Source organism: Glycomyces sambucus (assembly GCF_900102815.1).
Classification (GTDB): domain Bacteria; phylum Actinomycetota; class Actinomycetes; order Mycobacteriales; family Micromonosporaceae; genus Glycomyces; species Glycomyces sambucus.
The window spans coordinates 238,017-259,154 of sequence record NZ_FNGF01000006.1 but is presented as its reverse complement, the minus strand read 5'-3'; the positions used below and the strand labels follow the sequence as shown (position 1 = coordinate 259,154).

At 72.3% G+C, this 21,138-nt stretch carries 20 protein-coding genes; 13 read left to right on the top strand and 7 right to left on the bottom strand.

The genetic code is table 11. The annotated features are described in order from the left end of the window. The first annotated feature begins 8 nt into the window (after window positions 1-8). Complete coding sequence (locus BLS99_RS19020; protein ID WP_091053231.1) at window positions 9-1,976, top strand: glycosyl hydrolase; 1,968 nt, start codon at window positions 9-11, stop codon at window positions 1,974-1,976. Window positions 1,977-2,244: 268 nt separating this feature from the next. On the opposite strand, the gene BLS99_RS19015 is transcribed toward BLS99_RS19020, so the two are convergent. From BLS99_RS19015 to BLS99_RS19005, 3 genes are all read right to left on the bottom strand, one after another. Further along, on the bottom strand, window positions 2,245-2,841 hold the full coding sequence (locus tag BLS99_RS19015) for a DNA-3-methyladenine glycosylase (protein ID WP_091053540.1): 597 nt from the start codon (window positions 2,839-2,841) through the stop codon (window positions 2,245-2,247). A 100-nt stretch (window positions 2,842-2,941) separates the two neighbouring features. After that, window positions 2,942-3,484: a DUF3515 family protein gene (locus BLS99_RS19010; protein ID WP_091053229.1), complete on the bottom strand. Its 543-nt coding sequence runs from the start codon at window positions 3,482-3,484 to the stop codon at window positions 2,942-2,944. An 11-nt stretch (window positions 3,485-3,495) separates the two neighbouring features. After that, the gene (locus BLS99_RS19005; RefSeq protein WP_091053226.1) at window positions 3,496-3,729 is read right to left on the bottom strand and encodes an Lrp/AsnC ligand binding domain-containing protein; all 234 of its coding nucleotides are present in this window, start codon (window positions 3,727-3,729) and stop codon (window positions 3,496-3,498) included. Between the two features lie 144 nt (window positions 3,730-3,873). On the opposite strand from BLS99_RS19005, the gene BLS99_RS19000 reads away from it, so the two are divergent. Continuing rightward, entirely contained in the window at window positions 3,874-4,824 is a 951-nt protein-coding gene (locus BLS99_RS19000) for a thiamine-phosphate kinase (protein WP_091053224.1), read from the top strand. Between the two features lie 326 nt (window positions 4,825-5,150). Here BLS99_RS19000 and rpmB read toward each other — a convergent pair whose 3' ends face one another. Further along, on the bottom strand, window positions 5,151-5,342 hold the full coding sequence (rpmB, locus tag BLS99_RS18995; RefSeq protein ID WP_030157716.1) for a 50S ribosomal protein L28: 192 nt from the start codon (window positions 5,340-5,342) through the stop codon (window positions 5,151-5,153). A 273-nt stretch (window positions 5,343-5,615) separates the two neighbouring features. Here rpmB and BLS99_RS18990 point away from each other — a divergent pair, with 273 nt between their 5' ends. The 9 genes from BLS99_RS18990 to rnc all read left to right on the top strand — a co-directional run bounded on the left by BLS99_RS18990 (window position 5,616) and on the right by rnc (window position 14,160). Further along, window positions 5,616-6,791: a hypothetical protein gene (locus BLS99_RS18990; protein ID WP_143034870.1), complete on the top strand. Its 1,176-nt coding sequence runs from the start codon at window positions 5,616-5,618 to the stop codon at window positions 6,789-6,791. A 74-nt stretch (window positions 6,792-6,865) separates the two neighbouring features. Next, entirely contained in the window at window positions 6,866-8,476 is a 1,611-nt protein-coding gene (locus BLS99_RS18985; RefSeq protein WP_218126722.1) for a DAK2 domain-containing protein, read from the top strand. Next, complete coding sequence (gene recG, locus BLS99_RS18980; RefSeq protein WP_091053219.1) at window positions 8,473-10,653, top strand: ATP-dependent DNA helicase RecG; 2,181 nt, start codon at window positions 8,473-8,475, stop codon at window positions 10,651-10,653. The genes BLS99_RS18985 and recG overlap by 4 nt, the downstream gene beginning before the upstream one ends. 45 nt (window positions 10,654-10,698) lie before the next feature. Next, window positions 10,699-11,256 carry a 16S rRNA (guanine(966)-N(2))-methyltransferase RsmD gene (gene rsmD / locus BLS99_RS18975; RefSeq protein WP_091053216.1) on the top strand — a complete coding sequence of 186 codons (558 nt, stop codon included), beginning with the start codon at window positions 10,699-10,701 and terminating at the stop codon, window positions 11,254-11,256. Beyond that, window positions 11,253-11,744 carry a pantetheine-phosphate adenylyltransferase gene (gene coaD / locus BLS99_RS18970; RefSeq protein ID WP_091053214.1) on the top strand — a complete coding sequence of 164 codons (492 nt, stop codon included), beginning with the start codon at window positions 11,253-11,255 and terminating at the stop codon, window positions 11,742-11,744. The genes rsmD and coaD overlap by 4 nt, the downstream gene beginning before the upstream one ends. A 62-nt stretch (window positions 11,745-11,806) precedes the next feature. Next, window positions 11,807-12,319 carry a hypothetical protein gene (locus tag BLS99_RS18965; protein WP_091053212.1) on the top strand — a complete coding sequence of 171 codons (513 nt, stop codon included), beginning with the start codon at window positions 11,807-11,809 and terminating at the stop codon, window positions 12,317-12,319. A gap of 341 nt (window positions 12,320-12,660) precedes the next feature. After that, on the top strand, window positions 12,661-13,230 hold the full coding sequence (locus BLS99_RS18960) for a YceD family protein (protein WP_091053209.1): 570 nt from the start codon (window positions 12,661-12,663) through the stop codon (window positions 13,228-13,230). Between the two features lie 27 nt (window positions 13,231-13,257). Further along, window positions 13,258-13,431, top strand: coding sequence for a 50S ribosomal protein L32 (rpmF, locus tag BLS99_RS18955; RefSeq protein ID WP_091053207.1), 174 nt, complete (start codon window positions 13,258-13,260; stop codon window positions 13,429-13,431). Between the two features lie 12 nt (window positions 13,432-13,443). Further along, on the top strand, window positions 13,444-14,160 hold the full coding sequence (gene rnc, locus BLS99_RS18950; protein WP_091053204.1) for a ribonuclease III: 717 nt from the start codon (window positions 13,444-13,446) through the stop codon (window positions 14,158-14,160). A 259-nt stretch (window positions 14,161-14,419) separates the two neighbouring features. Here the strand turns inward: rnc and mutM are convergent, their stop codons facing one another. The 3 genes from mutM to BLS99_RS18935 form a co-directional block, all read right to left on the bottom strand. Beyond that, window positions 14,420-15,250, bottom strand: coding sequence for a bifunctional DNA-formamidopyrimidine glycosylase/DNA-(apurinic or apyrimidinic site) lyase (mutM, locus tag BLS99_RS18945; RefSeq protein WP_091053202.1), 831 nt, complete (start codon window positions 15,248-15,250; stop codon window positions 14,420-14,422). Window positions 15,251-15,276: 26 nt separating this feature from the next. Then, window positions 15,277-15,900 carry a helix-turn-helix transcriptional regulator gene (locus BLS99_RS18940; RefSeq protein WP_091053199.1) on the bottom strand — a complete coding sequence of 208 codons (624 nt, stop codon included), beginning with the start codon at window positions 15,898-15,900 and terminating at the stop codon, window positions 15,277-15,279. A gap of 178 nt (window positions 15,901-16,078) precedes the next feature. After that, window positions 16,079-16,819, bottom strand: a complete 741-nt coding sequence (locus BLS99_RS18935) for a CAP domain-containing protein (protein WP_091053196.1) — start codon at window positions 16,817-16,819, stop codon at window positions 16,079-16,081. A 353-nt stretch (window positions 16,820-17,172) separates the two neighbouring features. On the opposite strand from BLS99_RS18935, the gene BLS99_RS18930 reads away from it, so the two are divergent. Further along, entirely contained in the window at window positions 17,173-17,361 is a 189-nt protein-coding gene (locus BLS99_RS18930; RefSeq protein WP_091053193.1) for a hypothetical protein, read from the top strand. Between the two features lie 209 nt (window positions 17,362-17,570). Further along, window positions 17,571-21,128 (top strand): chromosome segregation protein SMC, encoded by a 3,558-nt coding sequence (smc, locus tag BLS99_RS18925; RefSeq protein ID WP_091053191.1) that lies wholly within the window; start codon window positions 17,571-17,573, stop codon window positions 21,126-21,128. Window positions 21,129-21,138: the final 10 nt, after the last annotated feature.

Sequence of the window (21,138 nt, the reverse complement as noted above, 5' to 3'; positions counted from 1 at the left end):
GGTGGACGATGGGCGGCGCAGACGGGCGACAGCGGCTTCCGCTCGCGACCGGCCGCGGGATCGTGACCGTCCTCGCGGTCCTCCCGCTGGTCCTGGCGGGCTTCGTGGTCGGGTACGGGGTCGGCACGGAGGGCGGCCGCTTCGGCGACGCCGTCCGCGAGGCGTGGGAGGGCGGCGAGGGCACGGTGGACCACCGGCCGCTCGCGGCCTCCTTCACCGCGACCGGGGTCGAGGGGCGGGCCCCCGACGCGCCGACGGTGCTGCCCGTCGGCTACTCCGACGACCTCGGCATCGCGGTCGCGCACCTCCAGTTCGCGGTCGACGAGACCACGGTCCGGCCCGCGCACACCGCGGAGCTCCGGCTGCCGGTGGCCGTCCCGCCCGACTCCGAGGGCATGACCGTCGAGGTCGCCTCGGTCCACCCGGTGAGCTGCCTGTGCTCGCTCACCGCCGCCACCGCGCCGCCCTACGGCAGGGTCTGGGACGCGGTCGAGGTGAACGCCGCGACCACCGAGATCGTCTTCGACGTCACCGGCGCCATCAACGCACCCGGCCGGTACGGCTTCGCCGTCACCAGCCCCGACCGCAAGGCGTACCTCGAACTCGAAGGCGCCGAGTACAACACGGGCCCGGCCCTGCGCACGGTCTCCGAACCGGACGCCCCGACCGGTCCGCCCCCGCCCACCGCGCCGCCCACCGACCCGTGGCTCCCGCCGACCCTGCCGCCGGCATCGACGGACACGCCCACCGAGCCTCCTTCGGGCACACCGACTGAACCGCCCACGGGCGCACCGACGGACCCGCCCTCGGACCTGCCGGCACCGACCGACACGCCGGCGCCGTCCACGGCGCTGCCGTCACCTTCGGCCTCACCGTCCGCGTCACCGTCGCCGACCGGCCCGCCTTCGGGTCCGCCGGTGCTCCCGGTCGACCCGGCCGGATCACCGGTCCCGTCCGCGATCCCGGGCCTCCCGGCCGCGGAGCCGACCGAACCGCAGCCCGAGTCCGGCCAGTCCGAGGACCAGTTGAGCGTCTGCTCCACCGGCGACAAGCTGATCCCGACCTGCGGCGCCCTCGTCGGCGTCGCGCCGGCCGCGCACACCAGCCGCGTCAAAGAGGACGAACTCCTCGCGTTCGAGGAGCGCGTCCAGCACACGCAGCAGATCTACCACGCCTACGAGCGCGGCGACGCCCGCCTGTTCCCGACCGACGCGCAGATCGCGCTCACCGAGGACCCCGAGCGCCCGCGCACGCTGTTCATCAACTGGAAGCCGCGCATGGCCTCCTGGGCCGAGATCGCGGCCGGGGACCCCGAAGTGGACGACTACCTCGACCGCCTCGCGGCCCACATCTCCGCGAACTTCGACAAGCCGTTCTTCTTCACCGTCCACCACGAGCCCGAGAACGACGTGATCCAGCGCGACGGGTCCGGCATGGAGGCCGCCGACTACGCGGCCATGTTCCGGTACGTCGTGGAGCGGCTGCGCTCGCACGGGGCCGACAACCTGGTGTCGGTCATGAACTACATGGGCTACCTCAAGTGGGTCGAGAAGCCCTGGCACGACCAGCTCTACCCGGGCGACGACGTGGTCGACTGGATCGGGCTCTCGGGCTACGGCCAGTCCCTCCACGACGACGGCCGCTCGGACTTCGGCGAGATCGTCGACCAGACCAAGGGCGATACGGCCTGGCCCGGGTTCTACCACTGGATCGCCAAGGAGCACCCCGGCAAGCCGATGATGCTCGCCGAGTGGGGCGTCTTCCACGAAGAGGAGTACCCCGACCACCAGACCGCGGTCTTCGAGGCGGCGCGGTACCAGATGGCGCACTACCCGCGCCTGAAGGCCATCGTCTACTTCGAGACGCCCTCGGATTCCAACGGCGGCAGGAACTCCGAGATCCACTTGGACGACGGCGCCCTGGAGGCGTTCAGAGACCTGATGCGCTCCCCGTTCTTCGACGTCAGGCTCGAGTAGGGACGGAAGCGAGCCCCGGACCGCGAACCGCCAACCGGGCGCCCAGTCGAGTACCGCGATTGTGGCCGGGCCCGCCGAAAGGCGGGCCCGGCCACAGACGTTTGCGGCGATGGCGGCGAGTGATCCTCACCGCATTGAAGCGGCGACACCGGCTGTTCTGTCGGACCCCGGCGGGACGGTGGGTGCTAGACATACCCACCCAGTGGGTGGGGGAGGGCCGCCGCCCGCAGCTCGGAGCCCGCCGCCCGCAGTCCGGCGCCGAGTGCGCCTACTTCGCCGGAGGCGCTTGGTCCTGCTCTGCGGCAGGGGCTTTGGGGTGGCGCTTGTAGGGGGACACGAAGCGGTCGCCCGGGATCGCGAATCGCCAGGGGGTGTCCGCCGCCTTCGTGATGCCGGTGCGCGGGCCTGCAGCCCACAGTGTCGGCTCGCCTGCGCGGACCGCGCCGACCATGTCTCGGCCGTTGTCCTCGCGGCCCCAGCCCAGCGCCTGCGCGAGTCTCGCCGGGCCTCGTGCGAGGTCGCGGTCCTTCACCGTCTCGCCGCGGCGTCCGCGCGCGATCGGTTCGCCGTCAATGACCTCCCCGGCCCGCAGCAGCACCGCCGCACCGGCGCCGTCCTCGCCGCAGACCAGGTTCGCGCAGTAGTGCATTCCGTAGGTGAAGTACACGTAGAGGAACCCGGCGGGCCCGAACATCACCGCCGTGCGCGGCGTGCGCCCACGGAAGGAATGCGAGGCCGGGTCGTCCTCGCGGTACGCCTCGACCTCCGTCAGCCGCACCGACACGCCGTTCGCGGTCACGATGCAGCCCAACAACTCCGGAGCCACCACGACCGAGTCCCGCGCGAAGAACGACCGGTCGAGCAGGCGCCCCGGCTTCACTGTGTCGAGTTCAGCCGGAACCCGCTCCACCGAGCCGTGCTCGGCTCGGCCTTCGTTCTCCGGGCGCCGCTTCACCTGGTCCGACTCACGCGCATCCGGTCGGGGCGTCTTCAGCGGCCGGGATCTTGTCCTCGACGACCTTCGACAGGTCGTTGAGGATGTCCACCGGCTGCTCGACCTCCTCAGGGACGATCACTCCCACCGGCACCTGCCGGTCGAGGGTCGTCCACTCCAGGCCCGCGTCGTCGGAGTACCAGCAGACGCCGTTGAGCTTGTACACCGCGGCGGTGTCCTCGACCGCGACCGCCTCGGCGCCGCAGGTCGCCACCGCCGCCGGGTCGCCGTACGCGAGCACCGCCTCGGCCGCGCCCTCGCCGCCCTCGACCGGGCGCGCCTCCAGACCGCCGGCCGTGTCCGGTGCGGTCGCCGTGAGCGCGAGGCAGAACACCGCGTCCTCCGCGCTCAGCTCCGGAACCGTGACCGACACCGGCGACAGGTCCGCCTGGACCAGGTCCGAGTGCTCCTCGGCCGCCGGGACCATCGCGTTGAAGATCATGAAGCCCGCGACGACCGCGACCGGCACCGCCACGACGGTCGCGATGACCGCCGGAAGCCTCGACTCGCCCACCGGGCGCCCCCTCAGATCTTGAGGATCGAACAGGTCAGCGTGCGGGTAATGCCCGCCACCCGCTGGACTCTACTCACCACCGCGTCCCCCAGGTGGTCTGCGGTGGCGGCCTCGGTGAGCACGACCACGTCGTATGCGCCGGTCACGGCGTCGACCCGGACCACGCCCTCGATCGCGGACACGGCCGCGGTGACCGAGTCGGCCATGCCGACCTCGGTCTGGATGAGCATGTACGCCTGGACCATGACCGCAGGCCACCTCCCCGTGCGGCGACGAGCGGACGTGGGCCCCGACCCGACACGGGCGGGCCTGACCGCATCCTGTTCGCCGTTGAGCGAAGATTACCGAGTGATCCACCGACCTTCAAGCGACCGAGGAATGATCCGACAGTGAGCGAGACCGTCGCAGAGGTCGGCGAGTTCCGCCTCATCGAGCGCTTCACCCGCCACTTCGGCACGACCGACGCGGTGCTCCTCGGCCCCGGCGACGACGCCGCCGTCGTGGCCGCCCCGGACGGCCGGGTCGTCGCCTGCACCGACACGCTCGTCGAAGGCAACCACTTCCGGCGCGACTGGTGCTCCGCGGCCGACGTGGGGCACAAGGCCGCGGCCGTGAACCTCGCCGACGTCGCCGCCATGGGCGCCCGCCCCACCGCGCTCCTCGCCGCCGTCTGCGCCCCCCAGGACACGCCCGCCGAATGGCTCGAAGGGCTCGCGATCGGCCTCGCCGACGAGGCGTCCGCGGTCGGCGCCGCGGTCGTCGGCGGCGACACCACCCGCGGCGACCAGCTCACCATCACCGTCACCGCCCTCGGCGACCTCGAAGGCCGCGCCCCGGTCACCCGCGGCGGCGCCCGCCCCGGCGACGTCATCGCGCTGGCCGGCCGGATCGGCTGGGCCGCGGGCGGCCTGAACGTCCTCTCGCGCGGCTTCCGCTCCCCGGGCGCCCTCGTCGGCGCCTACCGCAGGCCGCAGCCGCCGTACGCGGCCGCGCGCGACGCCGCGCTCATGGGCGTCAACGCCATGATCGACGTCTCCGACGGGCTCCTCGCCGACCTCGGCCACATCGCGTCCGCCTCGGGCGTGGCGATCGACGTCGACACCACCGCGCTCCCGGTCCCCGAAGCCATGCGCAACGCCGCCGAGGCTCTGGGCTCGGACGCCCGCCGCTGGCTCCTCACCGGTGGCGAAGACCACGCGCTGGCCGCCGCGTTCCCCGCCGACGTGCTGCTCCCCGAAGGCTGGCGCCGCATCGGCACCGTCGCCGACGGCACGGGCGTCACCGTCGACGGCCGCCGCTGGACCGGCCCGACCGGCTGGGACCACTTCGCGACCACGTGACGTGACCCGCGGGGCGCCCCTTCGCGCCGGCCGATCGCTGCTCGGCGCCGCTTCGGGAGCGTTTCGCTCCGCAGCCGCAGCCGCAGCCGACCGCGCATCGGGCCGACCTGTCGGTTCGCCTGCGGCCGTCCCCCAGCTCGCGCGGGCGGGCGCACTACCCACCCAGGGTGGGTAGAGCCCCCGAGCCCCGCCGCCAAAACTGCGCTCCGGGTACGACGAAAACGCCCGGGCGCGGGCCCGGGCGTTAGCGAGATCACGTGATCAACGCACGAAGAAGCGCCGCCGAGGACGGGCCCCGGCGGCGAAAGTCTTCTCGGCGTCAGCCCTTAGCGGGTGACCTTGCCGGCCTTGATGCACGAGGTGCAGACCTTGGCGCGGCGCTTGTTGTCGCCGGAGCCAGTCGCGATGCGGATGGTCTGCAGGTTCGGGTTCCAACGACGACGGGTCTTCTTGTGGGACCACGGGACGTTGTTGCCGAAGCCGGGGCGCTTGGCACAGACTTCACACACGCTCGACATAATCCAAAACTCCTGCTTGACGTTCATTCGACCCGCCTGACGGCGGGCAACCCGGCAATTCTAACGGACCCGGAGAACCCCCGCCCATCCAGGTCAGGGGACCTACGCCACAGCCGTCTCGGCGCGTCCTTCCAGGACGTCCCTCCACTGCTCTGTACTGTGGCGGCTGCCGCGGTCCGCTACCGTCGGTGACTCTAGGATGGGCGGTAATCCCGTAGGCTGGCCGCATACAGATGATGTGCCGATGCCCATAGCTTCTTTGGTGAGTCGAACATGAGCAACACCCCGCAGCAGCCTGCCGACGGATGGCAGTCCCCGCAACAGCCCCCGGTGTACCGCCCCAACGAGCAGCCTCCGGAGGAACCGCCGCCGTGGTCGCCGGAGAGCCAGCGGATGTCGGGGATGAGCCAGCAGCAGCCGGGTCCTGTCGAGGCCGACGGGACCGTGAAGTACGTCGGCGGGCCCGGCCAGCAGTCGCCGCCGCCGTACGGCCCGCCCCCGGGCGTCCCGATCTCCCCGTTCGACCAGCCCGCGCAGCCGATGCACTCCCCTCAGCACACGCCTCCCCCCATGCCGCACCAGATGCCCGCGGCCGACCCGTTCGGAGGCGGCGGCGGGATGCCGGTCTCCGGCATGCCGGTCTCGGGAATGCCCCCGGTGTCGTCGATCCCGGCCTCGGGGATGCCGGTGTCGAGCCCGGCGGGGTACGGCCAGCAGCCCCCTTACGGCCAGCCGCCGTTCGGCGGGGGCCAGTTCAGCCCCCAGGGCGGCCAGCTCGTCCCGGTCTCCGGCGGCGGCGCGCAGCCGTGGGGCGCCCCGGACACCATCAAGCGCAAGAAGAAGGGCAAGGGCCCGATGTGGCTCCTGCTCGTCGGCGTGGTCGTGATCGCCGCCGCGCTCGGCGTCGGCGGCTTCATCCTGTTCAACCCGGGCGGCGAGCCCGGTGGCGACGAGACCGGCACGATCTCGCAGGACCCCACTGGTGACGCGTCCGCAGAAGCTCCCAGTGGCCCCCCGACCCTCGTCAACGAGGCGTCGGGCCTGAACATCGTCGTCCCCGAGGGCTCCACCGAGGCCACGAGCCCGCCCCCGGTGTTCACCGACGCCACCGGCAGCGTGCTCGGCGCCGACGGCCCCACCATGTACATCGGCACGCTCGACAACGCGGCGATCGGGGTCGCCGAGGAGGTCGGCATCGAAACGCTCGGAGCGAACCTCGAAGCCCTCGCCGCCACCTGGGCCGGCGGCGCCGCCGAGGCGCCCGTCGGCAGCCTGTACCGCGTCGACGCCCGTGAGGCGTACTTCAGCACCTTCACCGTCGCCGGGAACACGGTCATGACCGGGGTCGTCCAGAACGGCGACACCTACGTCGGCTTCGTCGGCACGGCCACGGCCGAGCAGGTCCAGGCCCTGCAGGCGGCCCGCGACAGCGTCAGCTTCGGCGCCTGATCAGACGGTCTCCGGGGGAGGAGGCGGCACCGACGGGTACCGCGTCCTCCCCCGGAGGCGTATCCTCATGGCCCGTGGTGGAAATCCCTGAGACCGGACGCCAGGCCCTCGACGCGGACATCATGCGCGAGTGGGCCGCGCGCGGCATCGACACGTTGACCCGCCACCGGCGCGGCGTCGACGAACTGAACGTGTTCCCCGTGGCCGACTCCGACACCGCGACGAACATGGTCGCGACCCTCCAGGCCGCCTTCCAGGGCGGCACCCCCGGCCTCGGCCTCGAAGCGCTTCTCGACGAGGCCGCCGGGCGGGCCCTGCTCTCGGCCCGCGGCAACTCCGGGGTGATCCTCGCGCAGATGCTCCGCGGCCTCGCCGACGTCTGGAACGCCGACGCCGTCGACGCCAAGGGCTTCGCCGCCGGCCTGCGCTCGGCCACCGACGCCGCCACCGGCGCGGTCGCCGTCCCCATGGCCGGGACGATCCTCACCGTCGCCGAGGCCGCCGCGACCGCGGCCCGCAAGGCCGCCCCGTTCGGGCTGGTGTCCGCGGCCCGCGCCGCCGCCGAAGGCGCCGCCGAGGCCGTCGCCGCGACCCCCGGGCAGCTCCCCGCGCTCGCCCGCGCCGGGGTTGTCGACGCCGGGGGACTCGCGCTCGCGCTGCTCCTCGAAGCGCTCGTGGAGACCCTCACCGGCTCGGTCCCCACCGGTGCCCTCGACCTCCTCGAACGCCACCGCGTGCGCGCGGTCGAGGAGGCCGAGCAGGTCCCGCGCGAGACCGGTTCGGAGACGTACGGCTACGAGGTCCAGTACCTGCTCGAGGCGAACGCCGCCGCCGCCTCGGACCTGCGCCACCAGCTCACCGACCTCGGCGACTCGGTCGTCATCATCGGCTCCCGGGCCGCCCGGGACGTCACGACGTTCAACGTCCACGTGCACGTCAACGACATCGGCGCGGCCATCGAGGCCGGGATCGAGCGCGGCCGGGTCCACCGGATCTCCGTGACCCGCTTCGCCGACGGCGCCGTCCACGCCCACCAGGAGCCCGCGACCGCCCCGCAGGAGCCCGCCGAGACCCGTGAGCGCGTCGTCCTCGTGGTCACCGAGAGCGCCGGGATCCGCGGGCTCCTCGCGGGCGAGGGCTGCCGCACCGCGACCGCCGACACGGCCGCCGACGAGCTCGCCGCCGTGCGCGACGGCGGGGCCCGCAGCGCCGTCGTCCTCGTCGACACCCCCGACGCCGCCCGCACGGCCCGCAGGGCCGCCCAGCAGGTCCGCCGCGAGGGCTTCCGCACCACCGTGGTCCCCACGGGCGCGGTCGTGCAGAGTCTCGCCGCGGTCGCCGTCCACGACCCCGACCGGCACTTCGACGACGACGTCATCGCGATGGCCGAGGCCGCCGCCGCGTGCCGCGTCGGCGAGGTCCGAGCGGACGACGGGGCCTTCACCGTGGTCGTCGGCGGCGAGGCCGCCGCCACCGCGGCGGACGGGGCCGCAGCGGCCCGCGACCTCGCCGACCGCCTGTGTTCCGCTGGGGCGGAACTGCTCACGTTCCTGCCCGGCGCCGGGTCGGACGACGGGATTGTCACAGCCTTGAGTCATCATGTGCGCGAGGCGTGGCCGACCGTGGAGACCCAGGGGCTGCCCGCCGGAGACATCGAGCCGCTGCTGCTGATCGGAGCCGAATGACCGTTGGGCTGGACACCCGGCTGCGCGAGGTCCTTGGCAAGAAGACCGCCGACACCCTCGCCGAAGGACTGGGCCTCGAGACCGCCGGGGACCTCCTCGGGCACTACCCGTTCCGCTACGCCCAGCGCGGCGAGCGCACCGACCTCGCCTCGCTCGGCATCGGCGACGACGTCACCGTGGCCGCCCAGGTGCGCGCCGCCGTGAAGAAGACGTTCACGCCCCGCTCCGGCAAGAGCCGCGGGCGCGGGCGCGGCGAGCTGCTGGAGGTGATCGTCGCCGACGAGGCCGGGCGCTCGCTCACCCTCACGTTCTTCAACCAGGGCTGGCGGTCGAAGGAGCTCGTCGCCGGCCGCTGGGGCCTGTTCGCCGGCAAGGTCGCGCAGTTCCGCGGCCGCCTCCAGCTCAACTCGCCGCAGTACCAGCTCCTCGCCGAGGACGCCGAGGACCCCGGCAGCGCCATCGAGGAGTTCGCCGGGACGCTCATCCCGGTCTACCCCGCCACCGCCGAGATGCCGACCTGGAACGTCGCCAAGGCCGTCCACACCGTCCTCGGCCTCGTCCCCAGTCCGCCCGACCCGCTGCCCGCGCCCCTGCGCGAGCGCCTGGGCCTCCTCGACTACGGGACCGCGCTCCACCAGATCCACCGCCCCGACTCCCACGAGTACCTCGGCGCGGCCAAGAAGCGCCTCAAATGGCAGGAGGCGCTGGTCATGCAGACCGTCCTCGTGCGCCGCAAGGCCGCCTCCGCGGGCGAGGCCGCCGACCCGTACCCCGAGGGCGGCGCGATCCTCGACGCCTTCGACGCGCGCCTGCCCTTCGCGCTCACCGCGGGCCAGGAGCAGGTCGGCGCCGAGATCGCCGCCGAACTCGCCCGCGAGCACCCGATGCACCGCCTCCTCCAAGGCGACGTCGGCTCCGGCAAGACCCTCGTGGCCCTGCGCGCCATGCTCCAGGTCGTCGCCCACGGCGGCCAGGCCGCGCTCCTGGCCCCCACCGAGGTCCTCGCCGCCCAGCACCACCGGTCCATCGCCGAGATGCTCGGCGACCTCGCCGACGGCGGCCAGCTCGGCGCCCCCACCGAGGCCACCCAGGTCGTGCTCCTCACCGGCTCGGCCACCGCCGCCCAGCGCCGCCCCGTCCTCGACGCCGTCAGGACCGGCACCGCCGGGATCGTCATCGGCACCCACGCGCTCCTCTACGACGGCGTCGACTTCGCCAACCTCGGCCTCGTCGTCGTCGACGAGCAGCACCGCTTCGGCGTCGAGCAGCGGGACGCCTTGCGCGCCAAGGCCAAGAAGCCCCCGCACACGCTCGTCATGACCGCCACCCCGATCCCGCGCACCGTCGCGATGACCGTCTACGGCGATCTGGAGACCAGCCGCCTCACCGAGCTCCCGGCCGGGCGCAGCCCCATCGCCACGCACGTCGTGCCCTACACCGACCAGCGCTGGATGCACCGCACCTGGTCCCGCATCCGCGAGGAGGCCGCGGCCGGGCGCCAGGCGTACGTCGTCTGCCCGCGCGTCGGCGGCGACGACACCGAGGACCCCGGCACCAACGAGAAGCGCCCGCCGCTCGCCGTCACCGACATCGTCGAAGAACTGCGTGCCAACCAGCTCAGCGGCCTGCGCCTGGGCCTGCTCCACGGCCGCCTCGACCCCGAGGAGAAGGACCGCGTCATGCGCGCCTACGCGGCCGGCGACATCGACGTGCTCGTCGCGACCACCGTCATCGAGGTCGGCGTCAACGTCCCCAACGCCACCGCGATGGTCGTCCTCGACGCCGAGCGCTTCGGCATCTCCCAGCTCCACCAGCTCCGCGGCCGCGTCGGCCGCGGCAGCCACGCGGGCCTGTGCCTGCTCGTCTCCGAGGCGTTCGAGGGGACGCCCGCACGGGAGCGCCTGGACGCGGTCGCCTCCACCACCGACGGCTTCGCGCTGGCGGAACTCGACCTGGAGCAGCGCCGCGAGGGCGACGTCCTCGGCGCGGCCCAGTCCGGCATGAAGTCCCACGTCAAGCTCCTGTCGCTGCTGAAGGACGCCGACATCATCGCGGCCTCGCGGGCCGAGGCCACCGCGCTCGTCGAGGCCGATCCGCAGCTCGAACGGTTCCCCGGGTTCGCCGCGCTCGTCGACGATCTCGCGGCCGACCGGGGCGAGTTCCTGGAGAAGGGCTGAGGCGCGCGGAGCGGTCTAGACTTGGGCCCAAATGATTGGGCCCACATGACTAGGATCATCGCCGGCAGCCTCAAGGGCCGCCGCCTCGCCACGCCCCCCGGGGACCGCACCCGGCCGACCTCGGACCGGGTCCGCGAAGCGCTGTTCAACTCGCTCGCGCCCGGCGGCGACCTCGACGGACTTCGGTTCGCCGACCTCTACGCCGGCTCCGGCGCGGTCGGCATCGAGGCGCTCTCGCGGGGCGCTTCCGCGGCCCTGTTCGTGGAGTCGCACGCCCTCACCGCGAAGCTCCTGCGCCGCAACCTCGCCGACCTCGGCGTCACCGGCGCGGAAGTGATCTGCGCCCCCGTCGAGAAGGCGCTCCAGAGCGCCCCGGCCGAGCCGTACGACATCGTCTTCGCCGATCCGCCCTACGCGGTCGCCGACGCCGCGGTCGCGGGCGTGCTCGAAGCCCTGGTCGAGCAGGGTTGGCTCGCCCCGGACGCCGACGTGGTCGTGGAGCGCGGCGGCAAGGACGCCACCGTCCCGTGGCCGCCGAAGATCGCAGAAGACCGCGTCCGCCGTTACGGCACCACGGCACTTTGCTACGGTCACGCCCTGTGAAACCTGAAGCCCGAATCGCCGCCTGCTCCGGGTCATTCGATCCGGTGACGTACGGTCATCTCGACATCTTCGGACGCGCCGCCCAGCTGTACGATGAACTCTGGGTCGCGGTCTTCCACAACGCCTCCAAGAACGCGCTGTTCAGCGTCGAGGAACGGGTGGAGCTCCTCAAGGAGACCACCGCGGACATGCCCAACGTGCGAGTGGCGTCCTTCCAAGGACTGGTGGTCGACTTCTGCCAGAAGCACGGCGCCGGAGTCCTCGTCCGCGGCGTCCGCGCGGCCTCCGACTTCGACTACGAACTACAGATGGCCCAGATGAACTACGGGTTGGCGGGCGTGGAGACGGTGTTCATCCCCACCAACCCCCTCTACTCGTTTCTGTCGTCCTCGATGGTCAAGGACGTCACGAAATGGGGCGGCGACGTCTCGTCGCACGTGCCCGAGATCGTCCAATCGCGACTGATCGAGCGCTTGCGGCAGGAATAGCAGCACTTTCCACCCTCATACGGGACAATGTCCCCATGACAGACATCGACGGGAGCAAATCGGTGGGTGCGCTCGACCGGATCGAAGAGATCATCGCTTACGTGGAGCAGGCGAAAGCCGTGCCCATGTCCCGCGCCTGCAAAGTCGACCGGGCCGAGATGATCGCCATGCTCGAAGAACTCCAGAACGAACTCCCCGGCGACCTGCGGCGCGCCGAGGCCATGCTCCAGGAGCGCGACAGCATCATCAACGCCGGCGAGCGCGAGGCCGAGCGGATCATCGCCGAGGGGGAGTCCGAGCACGCGCGCCTGGTCTCCCGGCACGAGATCACGGTCTCGGCCGAGCACGAGGGCAACCGCATCATCGCGGAGGCCCGCGGCGAGGCCCAGCGCCTGCGCGACGAGGTGGACGAGTACGTCGACACGACCCTCGCCAACTTCGAGCAGTTCCTGCACCGCGCCCTCTCGGGCGTCGAGCGCGGCCGCGACAAGATGCACACCCTCCGGGAGATCGGCAGCTTCGCGCCCGCGCAGCAGGAGCAGTTCGAGGAAGAGAAGCCCCTGCCGCAGCTCTAGCGCAGCCGCGCGGCGGGCGCGGTTCCCGCCTTGCCCGGCGGCGCCGGACTCGCGGCGGTGTCCTTCGGGCGCCGTCCGCGGCGGGCGGGCCGGGCCCGCCGGCGCCGCGGAAGCGCCCGGCGCGAGGGGCGGTCCTCCTACCCGGGGTGGGAGGGGCATCTTCCCCCGCCAGCCTCCCGCGCGGGTCCGACAAGACCGGCGCCTTCGCGCGCCGGGTATCGCCGAAATCACGTCCTCACTCGGCTCCGGCCTGGGTTGGGACGCGTGCCGGGGCTCAGGTAGCATTACCGGTCGGCCTCGATCGAGGCGCATCTCCCTGACCGAAGGACCGCAGCACACCCATGACGACGACCGCTCCTGATCCCGCCGCGCCGCTGGTGTTCGACACCGCGGAGCTCGGGCGCAGCTCGGGCACGACGATGCACGTCGCGCTCGAGGTCCCGGCACCCGCCGGGCTCGGTCTCGCCGGGTACGCCGTCCCCGAGTCGTCCCCGCTCGACGTCGACGTCCACCTGACCGCGGTCAGCGAGGGCGTCCTCGCCGACGGCGAGGTCGGCGCGGTCGCCGAGGGCGAGTGTGCGAGGTGCCTCGCACCCGTGCAGGACGCGCTCAGGGTCCAGGTGCAGGAGCTGTACGCTTATGAAGGCTCCGTCACCGACGCGACCACCGAGGCCGATGAGATTCTGCGGCTCAGTGGGGATCTGCTCGATCTGGAGCCCGCGGTTCGGGACGCGCTGGTGCTGGCGATGCCGGTCACCCCGCTGTGCCGACCCGACTGCCCGGGACTGTGCGCCGATTGCGGCGTCCCCTGGGACGAACTGCCCGACGACCACGTTCACGAGACCGTGGACCCCCGTTGGGCGGGCTTGGACAAGCTTCGGCTCGCCGACACCGACGGCGAATCGAAATAGCACAGCGAATAAGTATGGAGTTCTGAAGTGGCTGTTCCGAAGCGTCGTATGTCGCGCAGCAACACCCGGCACCGTCGGTCGCAGTGGAAGGCGACGCCGATCCAGCTGGTCGAGTGCCCGCAGTGCCACGCCAAGAAGCGCGGCCACCAGGTCTGTGAGGTCTGCGGCACGTACAAGGGCCGCCAGGTCCTCGAAGCCTAAGTCCTCCCGCTTATGGGCGACAAGGCAGTACAACATTTCGAAGCGGTGTTCGGGGTCAGAGACGTGGACCCCGAACTGCTGCGTCTCGCCCTGACCCACCGCTCGTACGCGTACGAGCACGGCGGGCTGCCCACGAACGAGCGGCTGGAGTTCCTCGGGGACTCCGTGCTCAGCCTCGTGGTGACCACCGCGCTCTACCGCAACCACCCCGACCTGCCCGAAGGGCAGCTCGCGCGCCTGCGCGCGTCGGTGGTCAACATGAAGGCGCTGGCCGGCGTGGCCCGCCGCATGGGCGCGGGCGGCATCGGTCCGCACCTCCTGCTCGGCAAGGGCGAGGAGACCTCGGGCGGTCGCGGCAAGAACTCGATCCTGGCCGACGCGGTGGAGGCGCTGCTCGGTGCGGTCTACCTCCAGTACGGAGTGGAGACCGCCAAGCGCGTGGTGCACCACTTCTTCGACCCGCTGATGGAGGCCGCGGCCGGGCAGGGCGCGGCCCTGGACTGGAAGACCAGCCTCCAGGAGCTCACCGCGGACTCCGGACTCGGCGTGCCCGAGTACCGGATCACCGAGTCGGGGCCCGACCACGCGAAGGAGTTCACGGCCTGGGCCGTGGTCGCGGGGGAGGAGTTCGGCGAGGGCACCGGCGGTTCCAAGAAGGACGCCGAGCAGATCGCCGCGAAGCTCGCCTGGCAGGTCCTCTCGGACCGCCTGGGCGTCAAGCAGCGGTAGGAAGCACGACTGCGGCGAAGGGGCGGGAACCGGAGATCCGGTTCCCGCCCCTTCGCGTATGCACGTGAACGTATGGGCGGGCGGGTGGGTAGTTACCGTCCCTAACCCCCACCCACCCGGGGAAGCATGGCTGCCATCCTTCCGCCGGGGTCCGACAGAAACGCGGCCCCGCGTCGCCGATGTCACCCTGACGGGTGACTCGGAAGGTGTCTCGCGGACCGCCGATCCCGAGCCGGGGCCGAGCGGCGAAGCGTACGCGCTACCGCTGACACTTCGGGCAGTAGTGGGCCGAGCGGTCGCCGATGACCTCGCGGACGATCGGGGTGCCGCAGCGGCGGCACGGCTGGCCCGCGCGGCCGTAGACGGCGAGTTCGCGGGCGAAGTAGCCGGCCTCGCCGCGGGCGTCGACGTACAGCTCGTCGAAGGAGGTCCCGCCGACCGCGAGGGACTCGGTGAGGACGTCCTCGACGTGCCCGAGCAGTTCGAGGGCCTTGCGGCGGGTGAGCGAGTCGCCGGTGCGGCGCCCGCGCAGCCGCGCGCGCCACAGGGCCTCGTCGGCGTAGATGTTCCCGACCCCGCTGATCCAGCCCTGGTCGAGCAGGGCCTTCTTCACCTCGATGCGGCGCTTGAGCAGCCGGTCGGCGCTCAGCGAGGCGTCGAACGCGGCCTCGAAGACGTCGGGGGCGATGTGGCCGACCGCGGTCGGCACCGCCTCCTCCATCTCGGAGAGCTGCCAGTACCCGAAGGTCCGCTGGTCGATGAACCACAGCTCGCGCGCGTCGATGAACGTCATGCGCCCGCGCAGGTGCTTGTGGGCCTCGCGGCCGTCGGTGACGACGTGGAGCTGGCCGCTCATGCCGAGGTGGCAGATGAGCGCGCGGCCGTCGTCGAGCGCGAGCCACATGAACTTGCCGCGCCGCCCGGTCCCGGTGATCTCCAGGCCCTTCAGGCTCGACTGGAAGTCCGCGATCCCGGGCGCGTGGCGGCGCACCGTCCGCGGGTTGTAGACCTCGACGGCGCTGATGCGTCCGCCGCGGAAGGCCGCGTCGACCCCGCGGCGGACCGTCTCGACTTCGGGGAGTTCTGGCACGCTCCAAGTATGCCCAGCGGGTCCGGCTAGCTCAGTTGCGGGTGCTTCTCCCTGACCGTGTCGATGCCGTAGTTGATGGCGAACGCGATCGCGGCGAGCCGCGAGTTCACGCCGAGCTTGCCGAGCACGTTCTGCACGTGCGAGCGGACGGTGGAGACCGAGACCCCCATCTGGTCGGCCATGTGGCTGGTCGGCTCGCCGCGGACGATGCGGCGCAGCACGTCGTCCTCCCGCGGCGTCAGGTGGTGCGCGAGTTCGAGCGCGTCCTGGTCGCCGAGCAGCGGCGCCGGCTGGAGCGCGGCGCGCAGGAGCTGGGGATCGTAGTACGGCGGGCTCGCGAGCCCGGCGTCGATGGCGTCGAGCAGGTCGCTCGGCAGGATGTGCGTGTTCGCGATGCCGGCCGCCGAGACCGAGACGGCCTTGCGGAGCACCGACCCGTCCTCGCGGTCGGTGATGAGGAAGACCGGGCGCTTGCAGTCGGTCAGGACCCGGTTCCGGGAGACCGCTTCGAGAGCGACGAGGCAGCAGTCGACCTGCGCGTCCGCGGCGGCGAGCGCCTTCGCGCTGCGGGCCTCCACCGGGAGGTCTCCCCGGCGGCGGAGCAGGGGTCGGATGCTGGCGGAGAAGACCTGATTCGGGTCGTACAGCATGACACGCACGGTTGGCACCTCATCCTTCGGGTGTTCTTCGGTCGCCTCCCCAGATGCGCGCCCGCAGGCGGCCACCCCAGCATGACTGTTGGTAATCGTCCAGTCCAGCGTTGAGTCGGATGGACGACAGTACGGGGTGAAAGCGCCGTTCACCTGTGATAATGCTGCCCCGAGAGGGCTATCCGAACATCTGCACCCAGTAGATCGTGCCGTCGCGGTCGTAGGCCCCGATGCCGATGACGTCGTAGTCGCAGTTGAGGATGTTCGCGCGGTGGCCCTCGGAGTTCATCCAGCCCTCCATGACCGCCTCGGCGTCCGGGTAGCCGTAGGCGATGTTCTCGCCGACGCCGCCCTCGTAGCCCTGGGCGTTCGCGCGGTCGGTCGGGCTGCGTCCGTCCTGCGAGGTGTGGTCGAAGTAGTCGTTGACGGCCATGTCCTCGGCGTGCAGGCGCGCGGCGGTGTCGAGCCGCGAGTCGCGGTCGAGGCCGCCGCAGCCGTTCTCGGCGCGCCGGTCGTTGACGATCCCCAGGATCTCGGACTCGGCGTCCGCGTACGGGGCGTCGTCACCGCCGTCGTCACCGCCGCCGCCCCCGGAGTCGCCCTCGTCCTCGTCCTCCGCGGCGGTCGTGGTCTCCTCGGCCGCCTCGGTGGTGGGCTCCTCCTCGGCGTCCTGCGGGAGGATCTCGGCCTCCTGGAGGTCCGCCTGCGGCGACACGGTGGGGCTCTCCTCGGCCACCTGGGAGGAGGCGGTGCCGTTCGTCGGCCCGTCGGCGGCGACGCCGGTGCCGTCCAGTGGCGATCCGACCGCCCACAGTGAGGTGGCTCCCGCCGCCAGGCCGAACGAGGCCAGGATGGCGATGAACATCCGGCGCGTGCTCTCGGCGGGGTCGCGGTGGCGCCCGCCCTGGAGTCTTCGCATGGGGTTACGGCTCCGTCGCGGGGGTGAAATACACGGGGGTAGTTCGCGTTTCCGGGGACACTATCAGGTTCCCGCGCCCCGCGCACTGAGCACACTGTGAGCGAGCCCCTACGAAGCGCCCCCCAAGGGTGTGACCCCCGTCGAATCCCGAGGGCAAAGCATGTGCAAAGCTTGACGAAGACCGCCGGAAAGGCGGAAGATGGTGGGTGACGGCCAGTGTTCACGAGCCGTGCTCCACTGGTCCGGCAAGGGGCAATCGGCCCCGGCGGCTAAAAAAATTCACTCAGCAAATGCGACGTTTTTCATGGTGCGTACGCCAACGCCACCAGACGACGTGATCGCAAGGAGAAACTATGGCGAAAGCCCTCTACGGCCACATCGGCCAGGCTCCCAACAAGCGCCTGCTCGAAGAAGTGGTCCAGCTACGCGCGCGAGTACGCAACCTCGAGACCGAGCTTGCCGAGCTCCGGTCCCGTGAAGACGAGATCGAACACGATCATGTCGAGGAGCTGATGCGGCTGCACGAGCCCGCGTTGACCTAGACCGTCACTCGCACAAGAGAAGATAGGCGCGCCAGCTGCCAGCAGCGGGCGCGCATTGTCATGTCCGGGGGCGGAACCGCAGCCGGCGCCCCGCACGCCCGGTGCCGCTTCGTCCCCTCCACCGCCGCCGATCTCCCCGATCCGGTCACACCCGCCTTGTACGCTGGGACGGTCCCGTACCCCGCCGACGCCGACAGCCGGAGCGACCGTTGCACCTGAAGAGCCTCACGCTGAAGGGATTCAAGTCCTTCGCCTCGGCCACGACCCTGCGCTTCGAACCGGGGATCACCTGCGTGGTCGGTCCGAACGGCTCCGGCAAGTCCAATGTCGTCGACGCCATCGCCTGGGTCCTCGGCGAGCAGGGCGCGAAGTCCCTGCGCGGCGGCAAGATGGAGGACGTCATCTTCGCGGGCACCACCGGCCGCCCCGCGCTCGGCCGCGCCGAGGTCACCCTCACGATCGACAACTCCGACGGCGCCATCCCCATCGACTACTCCGAAGTGTCGATCACCCGCCGCATGTTCCGTTCCGGCGAGGGCGAGTACGAGATCAACGGGGACCGCTGCCGCCTCCTCGACGTCCAGGACCTCCTCTCCGACGCCGGCATCGGCCGCGAGATGCACGTCCTCGTCGGCCAAGGCAAGCTCGACTCCTACCTCCACGCCCGCCCCGAGGACCGCCGCGCGTTCATCGAGGAGGCCGCCGGCGTCCTCAAGCACCGCAAGCGCAAGGAGAAGGCCCTCCGCAAACTCGAAGGCATGCAGGGCAACCTCGACCGGCTCTCCGACCTCACCGCCGAGCTGCGCCGCCAGCTCAAGCCCCTCGGCCGCCAGGCCGAGCTCGCCCGCCGCGCCCAGACCATCCAGATGGACCTGCGCGAGGCCCGCCTGCGCCTCCTCGCCGACGACCTCACCGGCCTGCGCACCAACATCGCCAAGGACCTCGCCGACGAAGAGGCCCTGAACGAGCGCCGCAAAGTCCTCGCCGACGAGCACGAGCGCCTCGCCGCCCAGGTCGCCGAGGTCGAGGCCGCGCACACCGCCGACAAGCCGCGCCTCGCGCGCCTCCAGGAGACCTGGTACCGGCTCCAGGCCGTCGCCGAGCGCCTGCGCTCCACCGCGCAGCTCGCCGCCGAGCGCCGCCGCTACCTCTCCGAGGAGCAGGACGACCGCGCCGGCCGCGACCCCGAGGTCCTGGAGACCGAGGCCCAGCGCATCCGCGAGCAGGAGATCGAACTCCGCGAAGGCATCGCCGAGGACTCCGAGCGGCTCGCCTCCGCCGTCGAGGCCCGCGAGGAGACCGAGGCCGCGCTCGGCGAGGCCGAGCAGCGCATCGTCGGCGCCGTCAAGGCCGCCGCCGAGCGCCGCGAAGCCCTCGCCACCCTCCGCGGGCGCGTCGACTCCCTCAAGTCCCGCACCGCCGCCGCGGCCGAAGAACTCGAACGCGCCTCCATCGCCCTCGCCGAGGCCAAGGACCGCGCCGAGGCCGCCGCCGAGGCCCACGCCGAAGCCGAGGCCGAGAACGAGGCCGTCGAGGCCGACGCCGAGTTCGACGACGAACTCGCCCAGGCCAAGGCCCGCACCGCCGCCGCCAAGGCCGAACTCGACCGCCTCCGCGACGCCGAGCGCGACGCCGACCGCGAAGCCTCACAGTGGGCCGCCCGCGAAGAGGCCCTCGCCGTCGGCCTGCGCCGCAAGGACGGCGCCGCCGCCCTCCTCGCCCGGTCCGACGCCGTCCCCGGCGTCCTCGGCTCCGTCGCCGCGCTCCTCACCGTGCGGCCCGGCTACGAACCGGTCCTCGCCGCCGCGCTCGGCCGCCTCGCCGACGCCATCGCCGTCACCAGCCCCGCCACCGCCGCCCAGGCCATCCAGCTCCTCCGTGACGAGGACGGCGGCCAAGCAGGGTTTCTGATCAAGCACAGTCTGATCGCTGGGGGACGGTCCCAGGTGGACGTCCCGGCCGGACTCACCTCCGTCGCCGACACCGTCTCCGCCCCCGCCGAACTCGCCACCACCGTCCGCGCCGTCCTCGCCGGGATGGTCGTCGCCGACGACCTCCCCGCCGCCCGCGCCATCGTGGACGCCCACCCCGGACTCACCGCCGTCACCCGCGCCGGTGACGTCCTCGGCGCCGCGACCGCCCACGGCGGCTCCGCGAAGGCCCAGTCCTACATCGAGATCCAGGCCGCCGTCGACGAGGCCCGCGACAAGAAGATCGCCGCCGAATCCCTCGCCGCGCAGCTGCGCGAGCAGTTCGAGACCGCCCGCGACGCCCACGCCGACGCCGAGGCCGCCGCCGAGCAGGTGCGCACCGCCCAGCGCCAGGCCGCCGCCGCGCACGGCGTCGTCGCCCGCCGCCTCGCCGAACTCGGCGCCGCCGCCCGCAGCGCCGAAGCCGAAGTGGCCCGCCTCGCCCAGGCCCGGGACCGCGCCCAGACCGCCCGCGAGACCGACACCGCCGGCCTCTCCGGCCTGGAGGAGCAGCTCGACGAGCTCGAATCCCTCCCCGAGATCGAGGAGCCCTCCACCGACGAGCGCGACGTCCTCTCCCGGGAACTCGACGCCGCCCGCCAGAACGAGATGGAGACCCGCCTCTCTGTGCGCACCGCCGAGGAGCGCGCCTCAGCGCTCGCCGGCCGCGCCGACGCCCTCGCCCGCCAGGCCCTGTCCGAGCGCGCCTCCCGCGCCCGCGCCGAGGCCCGCCGCGCCGCCCGCGCCCGCGGCGCCGCCGTCGCCGCCCTCGTCGCCGAAGCCGCCGAGGAGGCCGGCGTCCAGCTCACCGACTCCCTGGAGACCGCGGCCATCGAACGCGACGCCGTCGCCGCCGAGCAGACCCGCCGCGAAGCCGCCCTCGCCGAACTCCGCACGCGCGCCGGCGCCACCGCCGCCGAGCTCGAGCGCATCACCTCCGCCGCCCACCGCGACGAGGTCGCCCGCGCCGAGCAGCGCCTGCGCATCGAAGCGCTCGAAGAGAAGGCCGGCGCCGAGTTCGGCGTCGACATCGAGACCCTGCTCGCCGAGTACGGCCCCGACCAGCCCGTCCCGCCCAGCGCCGACGAGGTCGCCGCCGCCGCGGAGAAGGGAAAGCCGGAGCCGGAGCCGTACGACTTCGACCGGCCCCTCATGGAGAAGCGCGCCGCCCGCGGCGAGCGCGAACTCAAGCTCCTCGGCAAGGTCAACCCGCTCGCGCTGGAGGAGTTCGCCGCCCTCGAAGAGCGCTACAAGTTCCTCAGCGAGCAGCTCGAAGACGTCAAGAAGACCCGCGCCGACCTCACCACCGTCGTCAAGGAGGTCGACGACCGCATCCAGCAGGTCTTCGCCGAGGCGTTCGCCGACACCGCCCGCGAGTTCGAGCACGTCTTCCAGACCGTCTTCCCCGGCGGCGAGGGCCGCATCCTCCTCACCGACCCCGAGGACCTGCTCAAGACCGGTGTGGAGGTCGAGGCCCGCCCGCCCGGGAAGAAGGTCAAGCGGCTCTCGCTGCTGTCGGGCGGCGAGCGGTCGCTGACCGCGCTGGCGCTGCTGGTCGCGATCTTCCGCGCCCGCCCCAGCCCGTTCTACCTGATGGACGAGGTCGAGGCGGCGCTCGACGACGTGAACCTGGGGCGCCTGCTCGACCTGCTGCGCCAGCTCCAGGAGAACTCGCAGCTGCTCATCATCACGCACCAGAAGCGCACGATGGAGATCGGCGACGCCCTGTACGGCGTCACCATGCGCGCCGGTGTCACGCAGGTCATCAGCCAGAAGTTCTCCCGCGAAGAGGAGTAAGGGCAGCCCA